10 protein-coding genes are annotated in these 12,101 nt (G+C 74.6%); all 10 read right to left on the bottom strand.

From position 1 onward, the window contains the following. Positions 1-83 precede the first annotated feature (83 nt). Positions 84-620 carry a glutathione peroxidase gene (locus ACFFF6_RS12985; protein ID WP_376981372.1) on the bottom strand — a complete coding sequence of 179 codons (537 nt, stop codon included), beginning with the start codon at positions 618-620 and terminating at the stop codon, positions 84-86. Positions 621-715: 95 nt separating this feature from the next. Further along, the gene (locus ACFFF6_RS12980; RefSeq protein ID WP_376981370.1) at positions 716-1,672 is read right to left on the bottom strand and encodes an aldo/keto reductase; all 957 of its coding nucleotides are present in this window, start codon (positions 1,670-1,672) and stop codon (positions 716-718) included. A 40-nt stretch (positions 1,673-1,712) separates the two neighbouring features. Next, positions 1,713-2,624, bottom strand: a complete 912-nt coding sequence (locus ACFFF6_RS12975) for a PfkB family carbohydrate kinase (protein ID WP_376981368.1) — start codon at positions 2,622-2,624, stop codon at positions 1,713-1,715. A 64-nt stretch (positions 2,625-2,688) separates the two neighbouring features. After that, entirely contained in the window at positions 2,689-4,620 is a 1,932-nt protein-coding gene (locus ACFFF6_RS12970) for a penicillin-binding transpeptidase domain-containing protein (protein WP_376981366.1), read from the bottom strand. Positions 4,621-4,702: 82 nt separating this feature from the next. Beyond that, a complete protein-coding gene (locus ACFFF6_RS12965) occupies positions 4,703-5,602 on the bottom strand; it encodes a serine hydrolase (protein WP_376981364.1) in 900 nt (299 codons plus the stop codon). After that, entirely contained in the window at positions 5,595-6,440 is an 846-nt protein-coding gene (locus ACFFF6_RS12960; protein WP_376981362.1) for a LysR family transcriptional regulator, read from the bottom strand. Before ACFFF6_RS12960 ends, ACFFF6_RS12965 begins: the two co-directional genes overlap by 8 nt. Before the next feature lie 133 nt (positions 6,441-6,573). Further along, on the bottom strand, positions 6,574-7,773 hold the full coding sequence (locus tag ACFFF6_RS12955; RefSeq protein WP_376981360.1) for an RNA polymerase sigma factor: 1,200 nt from the start codon (positions 7,771-7,773) through the stop codon (positions 6,574-6,576). Between the two features lie 8 nt (positions 7,774-7,781). Continuing rightward, positions 7,782-8,132, bottom strand: a complete 351-nt coding sequence (locus ACFFF6_RS12950) for a YciI family protein (RefSeq protein ID WP_376981358.1) — start codon at positions 8,130-8,132, stop codon at positions 7,782-7,784. A gap of 131 nt (positions 8,133-8,263) precedes the next feature. After that, entirely contained in the window at positions 8,264-10,366 is a 2,103-nt protein-coding gene (locus tag ACFFF6_RS12945; protein ID WP_376981356.1) for an oxidoreductase, read from the bottom strand. 121 nt (positions 10,367-10,487) lie between these two features. Next, positions 10,488-11,594, bottom strand: a complete 1,107-nt coding sequence (locus ACFFF6_RS12940; RefSeq protein ID WP_376981354.1) for a MerR family transcriptional regulator — start codon at positions 11,592-11,594, stop codon at positions 10,488-10,490. Positions 11,595-12,101 lie beyond the last annotated feature (507 nt).

The raw sequence follows: 12,101 nt of genomic DNA, 5'->3' as shown, positions 1-12,101 counted from the left end.
GGTCCTCGGTGAGGGGGTTCTGTGAGCCAGGCTACCAAGGGGCGCCCGGTCGCCTCCCCGCCGAAGGTCGAGGATCGACGCGCTCAGCGCGGAGGGGCGAGCTGCGCGGTCCCGCCGGTGATCCCGAGCTCCTGCTCGATGCGGCGTGCGATCCGCAGCGGCGGCACGACCGGGGCGTAGCGGCGCAGCAGCGTCCCCTCCCCGGAGAGGAGGAACTTCGTGAAGTTCCAGGAGATCCGGCCGCCGAGGATCCCGCCGCGCTGGCTGGTCAGCCACCGCCACAGGGGGTGCGCGTCCGGCCCGTTCACGTCGACCTTCGAGAACAGCGGGAAGGTCACGTCGTAGGAGGTGCGGCAGAACTCGATGATCTCGTCGTCGGCGAGGGGCTCCTGCAGGAACTGCGAGGACGGGAAGCCGAGGACGGTGAAGCCGTGGTCCTGATAGGCCAGCTGGAGGCGCTGGAGATCCTCGAACTGGCGGGTGAAGGCGCAGCGGGAGGCCGTGTTGACCACGAGGACCAGCTCGCCGCGATAGATCGAGAGGTCCTGCTCCTGCCCGTCGAGAGTCGTCGCCGAGAAGCTGTGGAGGGTGCGTGCGCGGCTCGATCCTGATCCGTCCATGCCTCGGATGCTCTCCCCGGTCTCTCGTGTCCCATGCAGCAGATCACATCGTAGGACCTGTGCCTGCGAGGAACGGGGGAGAGCATCTGAGGGGCTCAGGCGCCGGTGCTCGCGGCCTCGGGGAGCCGATGCGCGCTCGCCGCGTCGAGGGCGGCGACCTCCTGCGTGCTCAGCTCGAGGCCGATGGTGCGCACGAGCGCCGCGAGCTGCTCGAGGGTGCGGGCCGAGGCGATGGGTGCGGCGACCGCGGGACGCGACCGCAGCCACGAGAGGGCGATGGCGCTGATCCCGACGCCGTGCCCGGCGGCGATCTCGTCGAGGACCTCGAGCAGGGCGACGTTGCGCGGGTCCTCGAGGTAGGCGCCGGCCCCGCCGGCGCGCACGGAGTCGACCTCCCGGCCGGGCCGGTACTTGCCGCTGAGGAAGCCCGAGGCCAGCGAGGAGTAGGGCAGCTCGACGATGCCGAGCTCCGCGAGGGTCGGGGCGAGCTCCTGCTCGTAGGCGCGCTCGACGAGGTTGACGCGGTCCTGGGCGACGGTCACGGGGGTCAGGTCCCCGGCGGCGGTGATCGCGGCGGCGCTGCGCAGCCTCCCGGCCTCGAAGTTGGAGGCGCCGATCTCGCGGATCTTCCCCTCGGTCACGAGCTCGTGCAGCACCCCGAGGTACTCCTCCTGCGGGACCTCGGGATCGTCGCGGTGCGCGTAGTAGAGGTCGACGTGATCCGTGCGCAGGCGCCGCAGCGAGTCCTCGAGGGCGCCGCGGATGTTCGCGGGGGAGAGGCCGGGCCGCCGCGGGTGCGAGAACACCTTGGTCGCGATGCTCAGCGCGTCGCGGTCGGTGCGACGTGTGAGCCAGGAGCCGATGATCTCCTCGGACTCGCCGCCGCTGTTGCCGTCGACCCAGGCGGAGTAGACGTCCGCGGTGTCCACGGCGGTGCCGCCCGCGTCGACGAAGGCGTCGAGGATGCGGTGGCCGAGGGCGGCGTCGGCGGTCCAGCCGAACACGTTGCCGCCGAGGACGAGATCGCCGAAGGCGGAGGGGGCGGTGGGCATGGGGCTTCCTCTTTCGGAGCGGGGACGGGGCAGGACGGGGTCAGGACAGGAAAGCGTCGACCTGGGAGCGGGTCGGGGCGGTCGCGGGCCCGCGACGGGTCACCTTGATCGCGGCGGCGGCGTTCGCGCGGGTCGCGGCGCTCTCCCAGTCCGCGCCGAGCGCCCGCTCCGCCAGGAGAACCCCGGTGTGGGTGTCGCCCGCGCCGTTGGTGTCCACGGGCCTCTGCGGGAAGCCGGGGATCCAGGTGCCGCGGCCGTGGTGGAAGACGACGCAGCCCTTGGCCCCGTCGCGGACGACGACGGCTCCGCCGGAGCGGATGCGGCGGCGGATCGCCGGGGGCGCGTCCTGCACCTCGTCGAGCCCGGTCAGGTCCCGGGCCTCGGAGGCGTTGGAGGTCCACACGCTCGTGCGGGCGAGGACGCGATCCTGCAGCGCACGGGGGAAGCCCGCGAAGGGAGCCCCCGGGTCGAGCACCACGGGGACGTCCTCGGGCAGGGTCTCGAGGAAGTCCAGGAGCGCATCGCGGGTGGGCTCGAAGAGGCTGTAGCCGGAGATGCACACGAGGTCGCCCGGGCGCGGGGCCAGGCGGGCGAAGGAGCCCGCGCTCACGCGGCGCTCCGCGCCGTAGGTGGTGATGAAGGTGCGCTCGGCGGCCGGCTCGACCAGCACGATGCAGGTGCCGGTGTCGAGGTCGGGAACCGGGGCATCGGACATCCCGATCCCCTCGCGGGAGAGCGCCGCGCGGATCAGCTCGGCATTCGGCCCGGTGCCGATCGCACCGCCGTGCACGGCCTCGGCCCCGGCGCGGGCGGCCGCGACCAGGATGTTCACGGCCCCACCGGCGTAGCGGGCCTCCCGGGTCGCGTTGACGTTCCCGCCCCGTCCGGGCAGGGCCGGGACCTCGACGACGACGTCCACCAGGGCCTGGGCGGTGTGCAGCACGCGGGGCATGGAGCCAGTGTAGGGGCGCCGGCCCGGGCGGGGGCACGTCCGGTCGGACCTCCCCGCGGCCGGGTCAGACGATGTCGGCGGCGCCGCGCAGCAGATCGTGCGCGATCGGCCCCGCCGTGACGGATCCGTAGCTGCCGCGCTCGACGAACGCAGCGACGGCGAGGTCCCCCTGGGCGACGATCACCCAGGAGTGCAGACGCAGCTCGCCCTCGTCGTCGACCCATTCCGCGGTGCCGGTCTTGCCGATCGGGGCAGGGCCCGGAAGGTCCTGGAGATCGCGGAGCCCGCCTCGCTCGACGACTCCCGCGAGCATGCCCCGCAGCTGCTCGGCCTCCTCGCCCCGGAGCGGGACCTCGGGCTCCGGGGCCGGGGGCTTCGCATCGGCGATGACCCGCGGGGCGACCGCGGCGCCGTGCACGACGCTCGCGAGCACGGTGGCCATGGACAGCGGCGAGGCGAGCACCCGACCCTGCCCCATCATCGCCGCCGCGTGCTCGGTTCCCTCGTCCTCGGGGTCGATCGAGCCGAGGAAGGCGTCCAGCCCCTCCGCGGGCTCCTGCCCGAAGCCGAGCGCGGAGGCCGCCTGGGCGAGCTGCGCCTGCGGGACCCGCTCGTGCTGCAGGAGCAGCGCCGTGTTGCAGGAATGGGCGATGACGTCGGAGAGCGGCATGTCGCCGAACAGGTCGGGGGAGAAGGAGTCCGCGTTCTTGAACGATCGCCCGCCGACCTGGGCGCGCTCCGGGCACTGCAGGACCGTGTCCGGGGTGTCGCCGGCCCGCAGCAGCGCCAGCGCCGTGACCGTCTTGAAGGTCGAGCCGGGGGCGTAGCGGCCCACGAGCCCGATCGGATAGGCCTGCCCGACCGGTCCGAGGGCCGCGGCGAGCACGTCTCCGCTCGAGGGGCGCAGAGCGATGAGCGCGCTCGGCGCCTCGGTCCGCGCGAGACGCTCGGTGGCGAGGTCCTGCAGGCGCAGATCGAGGGTCGAGGGCACCTCGGCGCCGGGCACCGGCTCGCTGCGGTGCAGCTCGCGGGAGCGGTCCGCCTCGGGGTCCGTCGCGAGGACCTGGACGCCCGGCATGCCCAGCAGCTGGTCGCGGCGGGCGCGGGCGATGCCTCCGCTGCCCACCAGATCGCCGGGTTCGAGCGTCGGATCCTCGGCGAGATCCTCCTCGTCGGCCTCGCGCAGGGAGCCGAGCACCCCGGGGGCGAGGCCGCGGCGCGCCGCGAGCGGACGGGTCTGCTCGAGCTGGTGGTACCCCGGCAGCTGGGCCGCCTCGTCGAGGCGGTGCTGCGCGGCCTCCTCGGTGCGGACCGTGAGGGCGGGGACGAAGGCCTTCGGGCCGTACCCGGCGACGCTGGCCGCATAGGCGTCCGCGTCGATGCCGAGCAGCTCGGCGAGGTCGCGGGCGGCTCCATCCTGCTCCGCGGCGGGCACGGCGGTCTTGTCGATCCCGGCGACGATCACCTCTCGCGGCCCCAGCAGCTCCTGCCCGCCGCGGTCCAGGATGCGGCCCGGCTCGGGGGCGAGGGTGCGCAGCGCGAGGTGCTCGCGGGGGCCCAGGCTCGGCTCGTAGAGGGCCGGGGAGAGCTCCGCCGCCCAGCCGTCCTCGCCGTCCACGAGCTCCGCGCGGGACTCGACCACCCAGGGCTCGGGCAGCGGCGGCAGCGTCCAGGTCCATCGCAGCGGCAGCACGCGTCTCCCTCCTCGGACCGGCTCGGGGCCGGACCCGGACCATGCGAGGTCGACCTCGGCCCCCGGGACCTCGAGGAGGCGTCCGATGATGCGCTTGCGCTCGGAGGCGGCGGACCCGGGATCCCCGTCCGCGAGCGGCACCTGTGTGAAATCGCCGTCCCGCAGCGCCACGAGGAGCGCCTCCGCCTGCGCGGTCCCGTCCCCGCCGCGGGCGAGGAGGACGCCGCCGGCGGTGCCCGCGGCGGCGAGCATCCCAGCGCCCAGGAGGATGCGGCGGGTGGGGAGAGGCCGGGTGCGTGTCATGGGGGAACCCTTGCGGACCGCATCTCATCTGTCCAATATGCACGGACCTGGGGCACGTGCATGTCTCTGATATGACGGCAGGTCACAGGATGGATCGGAGCTCGCCGACGACGGCGGCGGCGATCTCCCCGATCCCGTCGTCGACGGCCGGGAGCAGCCGGCCGATCTCGAGGCTCTCGGTGAGGACGCACACCGCGATCGGCACCTCCCCCTCGTGCATGATCAGCGCGCTCTCATGCCGGAACGGGCCCCAGGTGCCGGTGCGACCGGCGACGTGCACTCCGGGATGGTCGAAGGCGCTCGCGATGCGTCCGCGCTGGACGAGGTTGCGCATCGCTCCGAGCACCAGATCGGTGCCGCCGGGGGTGGCCAGGCGGCCCTGCCACAGGGCCTGCAGCAGCCTCAGCTGATCCGCCGCCGTGGTCGTCGAGCCGAGCACGGCGTCGGAGGCGGCGCGGGCGAGGAGGGCGTCATCGCGGTCCGTCCCCGCCGGCCCGTCCTCGCCCCGGCGTGCCGCGACCGTCGTCGCGATCGTCTGCGCCGCCGTTCCGAGACGCGTCCCGGTCATGCCGGCGGCTCCGGCGACCTCATCGACGGCCCGGACGCCCACCCGACGGAGGATCACCTGTGCGGCGGTGTTGTCGGAGCCGACGAGCATCGAGCGCATCAGATCCCGCCAGCTGAGCGTCACCGGATCGCCGAGCAGGGAGAGCCCGGCCCCGCCCGGCACCCGGTCCGCGTCCGTCACCGTGACCTGCGAGGACAGCGCGGACTCCGCCTCCCGGACGAGGGCGAGGGCGGCGAGCGTCTTGTACAGGGACGCCCCGGGCCAGGGTTCCTGCGCCCGGTGGTCCAGGACGGGTCCCCGGCCGTCGGCCCGGGCAGCCGCGACGGCGACGTCGATGCCCACGCGGTCGGCGATGCGCAGCACGTCGCCCAGAGCGAGGGAGTCGGGAGAGCGCGGCGTCGAGGGCTCAGCCATGACCGATCCGCGCGAGCGTCGCGGAGACGGATCCGTGCACCGCGACCGCCGCCCGGTCGCGGACGGAGCGCCGCAGCACCGCGTGGAAGACGGCGGCGGCACGATCCACGGGCACGGGGCGGATCTCGACGTCGGCCCCGAGGTCCTCCGGCAGCTGCGGCTGCTCGGTCCAGAGGACGGCATGGACGCGGGCGGCGGCGAGGAGCCCCAGCGCCGAGGACCGCGGGAGGGCCCGGAGCTCTCCGCGCAGGGCCAGCCCCCGCAGCTCCCGCTCGAGGCGGGAGAGGAACGCCGCAGGGGCGCGCTCATGCACGAGGACGGTCGTCGTGGCGGTCGGAGCGATCGGCCGGGCCTCCCACAGGGGAGCGGCCGCGGCGCTGCTGGCCCGCAGTCCTTCGACGCGGAAGGGCGACAGGACGACGGCGGGCAGGTCGGCAGCGCGGGCGCGCCGCAGGGCCTCCTCGGTCGGGGTCGGCTCCAGGTCGAGGGCGAGGCCCGACCGGGCGGCGCTGCGGATGATCGACGTGCACCACGCATCCGGGAGGACAGGGTCCACCAGGAGGCGCACCGGCGCGGCCGCCTGCTCCGCGGCCGCGGCGCGCACACCGCCGACGGCCTCACGGGCGCGCCGCGCGGCCTCGAGCACCCGTGCCCCGGCGGGCGTGAGCACGGCCCCGGAGCTCGTCCGCTCGAACAGGACGCATCCCAGCTCGGCCTCGAGGCGGCGGATCGCCTGGGACATCGGTGGCTGCGCGATGCCCATCCGCTCCGCCGCCCGCCCGAAGTGCCCCTCGCAGGCGACCGCCTCGAACAGGTCGAGATGCCGGATCAGGTCCATGGCCAGCCTCCATATCTGCTGCGTGCGCGTGGCTGCCGCTCCTGCATCGCGGGCGCGTCATGAGCCGCGCCGCACGATACCCGCATGACCCTCGTACGGCGCCCCGGCGGTCCGCAGGCGCGGGGATCTCCCCTCACCCCTCGCCCCCGGCCTCTCGTGCCCGGCGCCGCAGGTGCTCGCGCTCGGCCTCGTTCTCCGCCATCCCGGCGGCCCGCTGGAACAGGTCCCGGGCCAGGGCCCCGCGCCCGCTGCGGGCGAGCAGATCCGCGCGGAGAGCCATCCCGTATCGGTCCTCTCCGGCGGGGTCCATCTGCGACAGCGCGGCCTCCGGCCCCTCGACCCGGGACAGCGCGACCAGGCGGCCCGTGCGGACCGCGGCCGTCGGGAGCATCGGCAGCAGCATGTCGTAGAGCGCGAGGATCTGTCCCCAGTCCGTCTCGGCGTCGCAGGCGGCATCGCAGTGCACCGCCTGGATCGCGGCCTGGAGCTGATACGGGCCGGGGCGGGCGAGGGCGAGGCATTCCCGGACCAGGGCGTGGCCCTCGGCGATCATCGTCCGGTCCCATCGGCCCCGGTCCTGCTCCGGAAGAGGGACGAGACGACCGTCGTCCGCGGCGCGCGCGGGTAGCCGTGCCCGCAGCAGGAGCAGGAGCGCGAGCAGCCCGACCGCCTCCGGCTCTCCCCGCGCCCGGCCCGCGATGAGCCGGGCCAGGCGGACGGCCTCCTGGCTGAGATCGAGGCGGCTGAGCGGCCCGGCCGTCGTCACGTAGCCCTCGTTGCCGATCGCGTACGTGACGGCGAGCAGCACGTCGAGCCGATCGGAGATCCGGCCCGGCTCGGGCAGACCGATCCGCGCCTCCCGGATCTTCCGCTTCGCCCGCGACAGCCGCTGGGCGACGGAGGCCTCGGCGGCGCCGAGGGCGCGGGCGATCTCCGGGACCGTGAGCCCGCCGACGAACCGGAGCGTCAGCACGACCTGCGTCTCGGGCGAAAGGCTCGGATGCGTGCACAGCAGCATCATCCGCAGCTCGTCGTCCTCCGCGCCCGCGGGATCGGGCACGGAGGGATCCTCCACCAGCATCGGGGCGAACCGGGCCTCGGTCCGGGCCCGGCGGATCCGATCGATCGCCCGGTTGCGGGCGGCCGCGACGATCCACGCCTGCGGGTTCGGGGGCACGCCCTGCCGCGGCCAGGTCTCCGCCGCGGCGAGGAACGCGTCCTGCACGGCGTCCTCGGCCGCATCGAGGTCGCCGAGCATGCGCAGGAGGATGGACACGGTGCGGCCGTGCTCCGCGCGGAAGGCCCGGTGCACGGCCGCGATCGCCTCGTCCATCGGCCGCCTCAGCCGCCGAAGCTCGGCGCCGGACGCACCTCGATGGCGAGGCCGGTCGCCTGCGCCACGCGCCCGGCCCACTCCGTCGCCGTGTCGAGATCGGGCACGTCGATGACGGTGATGCCGCCGATGTACTCCTTGAGCTCGGCGAACGGTCCATCGGCCAGGGCGATCCCCTGCTCGCCCGCGGTGACCACGGTCGCGGTCGACGGGTCCGCGAGAGGCATCGCGAACACCCAGACCCCGGCGGACTGCATCTGCCGGGTCACCTCGGTGACCTCCGCGATGACGTGCTGGAGCCGCTCGGGATCGAGGGTGCGTCCGGCCGGGGTGATGTTGCTGAGCAGGTACTGGGTCATGATCGTCTCCTTCGTGGCGGCCCGGCCCGGTGGCCGTGCTCATCCCTCATACGTCCGGGGCGTCGCGTTCTCGACATCCCGGCGGAAATCGTCCCGGATCGACGGCTCCGGGGTGCTCCGGCACGCCTGCCTCACAGGGCGGCGACGACCTCGACGGCCTGCCGGATCGCGCGCTGGGCGTCGAGCTGGGCGGCTCTCTCCGCGCCGCCGATCAGGTGCACGCGCGGTCCCGCGCCGCCCTCGGCCAGCGATCGCAGCGGCACCTCGAGCTCCCGGACGGACTCCTGGCCCGCACAGACCACGACCGTGTCGACCTCGAGCAGCTGCTCCGTCCCGTCCTGCCGGATCCTCAGCCCGCCGGCCTCGACCCCCACATACCGCACACCGCTGCGCTGGTCGACACCGGCATGGCGCAGCTCGGCCCGATGCACCCAGCCGGTCGTCCTCCCCAGACCCGTGCCGATCCTCCCTTCGCTGCGCTGCAGCAGGTGCACGGTCCGCCCCGAAGGAGCGGCACCGCCCGGGGCCGGGGTCCCGAGCCCGCCGCGATGCACGGCCGGGTCGCCGATGCCCCAGCGCTCCCGCCAGGCGACCGCGTCGAGGGTCGGCGAGGGGGAGGCGGCCACGAGGAACTCGGCGACGTCCACACCGATCCCGCCCGCGCCGATGATCGCGACCCGTCGCCCCGCCTCCGCCTGTCCGGCGAGCAGCTGCGCGTACGAGATCACCCGCGGCCCCCGCTCCGAGGCGGTGGGGGAGGCGCCGATCCAGGGCAGTGCGATCTCGCGGGGCCGGACCCCGGTGGCGAGGATGATCTCGTCATAGCCGGTGAGATCAGTGAGCTCCGCCCGCACGCCGAGGCGCACGCCGACCCCGGCCGCGAGCAGCCGGGATCGCCACGAGTCCAGGGCGAGGGCGTAGTCCTCCTTGCCGGGCACGCGCGCGGCCAGCAGGAACTGCCCGCCCAGCTCCTGCCCGGCCTCGAAGAGGGTGACGCGGTGCCCGCGGGAGCCGGCGGCGACGGCGGCCTCCAGGCCCGCCGGGCCGGCACCGACGACCGCCACGCGCAGCGCCCGATGCGCGGGGACGGGCACGAGCCGCAGCTGCGTCTCCCGTGCAGCGCGAGGATTCACCAGGCAGCTGGCCTCCTCCCCGACGAAGACCCGGTCCAGGCACGACTGGTTGCAGGCGATGCACGCCACGACCTCGCGGGCCCGGTTCTGCGCCAGCTTGCGGGGCAGCTCGGGGTCGGCGAGGAAGGGGCGCGCCATCGAGACGAGGTCCGCGTCGCCGCGCGCGAGGACCTGCTCGGCCAGATGCGGCTCGTGCACCCGGTTCGAGGCGACGACGGGCACGTCCACGGCCTCGCGCAGCCGGGCGGTGACGGGGACGAAGGCGGCGCGCGGCACCGACGTGGCGATCGTCGGGACCCGGGCCTCATGCCAGCCGATGCCGGTGGAGAGGACGTCGACCCCCGCGGCCACGAGCCCGTGCGCGAGCGCGAGGGTCTCCTCCCAGTCCTGCCCGTCCTCGACCAGGTCCAGCAGGGAGATGCGGTAGCTGAGCAGGCGGTCCGGTCCCAGGGCCGCGCGGACCGCCGCCGCGACGGCGAGGGGGAGCGCCCGGCGCCCGGCCGCCTCCTTCCCCCAGCGATCGCGTCGATGGTTCGTGCGCGGGGCGAGGAACTGGTTCAGCAGGTATCCCTCCGATCCCATGATCTCGACGCCGTCGTACCCGGCCTCCACGGCACGAGCGGCCGTGGCGGCGTAGGAGCGGATCAGCCGACCGATCCCCACCGAGCTCAGGCGCCGTGCCCGCAGCGGCGAGATGGGTGCCTTCGTCGCGGAGGCGGAGGCCGCGAGCAGATGCGCGGCGTAGCGGCCGGCATGCAGGATCTGCAGCAGGATCCGACCGTCGTGCTCATGCACGGTCCGCGTGATCAGGCGGTGTCGTCCGGCCGTGCGGGCGTCGAAGGGACGGGCGTGCGCGGTGAGGCGGCCGGAGCGGTCGGGGGAGTAGCCGCCCGTGATGATCAGCCCGGCGCCGCCGCGGGCCCGCTCGCCGAGGAACTCGGCCAGGCGCGGCAGGTCCTCGGCCCGGTCCTCGAGGCCCGTGTGCATCGAGCCCATGACGAGGCGGTTGCGCACCGTGAACGGGCCCAGGTCCAGCGGAGACAGCAGATGCGCGAACGGCGAGGAGGGCGTGGGGGCCGGGATGTGCGACGGTGCGGGCATGCCGCGATTGTGCCAGGGACGCCAGGGCGGCTGCGGGCCCTGCCGGTCCCCGCGCGGGTCCGTGTCCGTGCCCGCGCCGGGCGACGGCACGGACCCGCGGATCGGGCTGCGCGCCCGGTGCTCAGACGAGATCTGCGATCGCGAGGGCCGCGTCGTCCTCTCCGCCCGCGGCGATCGCCGCGTCCACGATCTCCGCCGTGCGGTGCTCGGGATCCGCACCGTCGACGGTGAGGAGCCCGGCGACCTGCTCGGCATCGAGCACGGCATGGACGCCGTCGCTCATCAGCACGAGCCGGTCGCCCGGTCGCACGGTGCGCACCAGCAGATCGGGCTCGCGGGGGGCGCCCGGGGCGAGGGCGCGGTTCAGGGTCGCGCGCTGCGGATGCGCAGCCGCCTCCTCGGCGCTCAGACGCCCGGCGGCGACGAGGGAGGCGATCAGGGTGTGGTCCTGCGTGATCGGGAACAGCGACCCGCCGCGGACGAGCACCGCCCGGGTGTCGCCGATGTGTGCGATCACCAGCTCCTCCCCGTCGATCAGCGCCGCGGTGAGAGTCGTGCCGAGGTGGTCGCCCTCCTTCGGGACGGTGGCTGCGGCGTCCTCCCAGGCACGGCGCATCGCCTCGAGGGCGGACGCGCCGTCGCCGAGCTCGCGGCGCAGCCGGACCGCGAGCGCCTCGAGGGCGTCAGGGGCTCGCCGAGCGTCGCCGAAGCCATCGGCGACGGCGAGCAGCAGACGGCCCTGCGGCAGGTTCTCCGCGACCGCGGCATCCTGCAGCTCGGGCCGCCGGAGGCGTCGCGCACGGGCGTGTCCGCGGGCGGCGGGGCGGGTGGTCGTGGTCGTGTCGGGCATGGCATCCTCCTGTGAGGTCTGCTCGAGGTCGGCGAGGAGTCGCCGGACGGCGTCCCCGCGGGAGCGGGCATCGGCCTGCTCCTGGCTCCACCAGGAGCGGATCTCCTGGGCGGCGCCGGCGGGGGAGAGGTCGCAGACGATGCGGATGCGGGCGAGCCCCATCCCGATCCCGCGCAGGGCGGCGATCCGCCGAGCCCGGGCGATCTGGTCGGGATGGTAGGCGCGGTAGCCTGTGAAGGGGTCGACCCGCGCCGGGACCAGCAGCCCGGACTCGTCGTACATCCGCAGCGCCTTCGCGCTCAGCCCGCCGGCCTCCGCCAGCCGGCCGATGCTCAGCAGGCCCTCGGGCCCCGCCTCCGGGTCCATCCGCTCGTGCATCCGGGTCCTCCCTGTCCTCGAGGCCGGGACGTCCCCGGCCCGATCCACGATCGGGATTGTCCCAGGGGCAGGGTCAAGCCTCCGGGAGAAGGAACCCTCGGGGCACGCGATGTCGACGTCGCTGGAGTCGTGCGTCGGACGTGCGGGGGAGGGCGAGGACCCGGGTCGCGAGCAGCGGCGCGGGAACTCCGAGCGGAGCATCTTGCCCGGGTTTCTGCATCGCGCGTCTTCCTCGCGTGATCCTTCTCTTCCGAGTATGGGGAGGAGAAGCAGGGCCCCGGGTTTTCCACAATCCTCGATGGGGGCCGGTTCGTGTGTCGGTGGCCCGAGTAGAATGGGTATCGCACAGGCATTCGGAACAGGTTGTGTGGCCACGTCGCGACCCGGGTGTCTGAGGTTTTATCCCGGAAGCTTGGAGGTGGTCTCGGTGACGCAGCTGGAGAATCCCGCTATGCCCGCCGGGCCCAGCGATTCCGGGGCACCGGGTGGTTCCGGAATACCAGGCGG

Source organism: Brachybacterium hainanense, assembly GCF_042434575.1.
GTDB lineage: Bacteria > Actinomycetota > Actinomycetes > Actinomycetales > Dermabacteraceae > Brachybacterium > Brachybacterium hainanense.
This window is presented reverse-complemented; position numbering and strand designations above follow the sequence as displayed.

Bases quoted from the DNA above. Each gene is read 5' to 3' on its own strand.
- ACFFF6_RS12985 (WP_376981372.1), bottom strand. From the start codon at position 620: ATGGACGGATCAGGATCGAGCCGCGCACGCACCCTCCACAGCTTCTCG.
- ACFFF6_RS12980 (WP_376981370.1), bottom strand. From the start codon at position 1,672: ATGCCCACCGCCCCCTCCGCCTTCGGCGATCTCGTCCTCGGCGGCAAC.
- ACFFF6_RS12975 (WP_376981368.1), bottom strand. From the start codon at position 2,624: ATGCCCCGCGTGCTGCACACCGCCCAGGCCCTGGTGGACGTCGTCGTC.
- ACFFF6_RS12970 (WP_376981366.1), bottom strand. From the start codon at position 4,620: ATGACACGCACCCGGCCTCTCCCCACCCGCCGCATCCTCCTGGGCGCT.
- ACFFF6_RS12965 (WP_376981364.1), bottom strand. From the start codon at position 5,602: ATGGCTGAGCCCTCGACGCCGCGCTCTCCCGACTCCCTCGCTCTGGGC.
- ACFFF6_RS12960 (WP_376981362.1), bottom strand. From the start codon at position 6,440: ATGGACCTGATCCGGCATCTCGACCTGTTCGAGGCGGTCGCCTGCGAG.
- ACFFF6_RS12955 (WP_376981360.1), bottom strand. From the start codon at position 7,773: ATGGACGAGGCGATCGCGGCCGTGCACCGGGCCTTCCGCGCGGAGCAC.
- ACFFF6_RS12950 (WP_376981358.1), bottom strand. From the start codon at position 8,132: ATGACCCAGTACCTGCTCAGCAACATCACCCCGGCCGGACGCACCCTC.
- ACFFF6_RS12945 (WP_376981356.1), bottom strand. From the start codon at position 10,366: ATGCCCGCACCGTCGCACATCCCGGCCCCCACGCCCTCCTCGCCGTTC.
- ACFFF6_RS12940 (WP_376981354.1), bottom strand. From the start codon at position 11,594: ATGCACGAGCGGATGGACCCGGAGGCGGGGCCCGAGGGCCTGCTGAGC.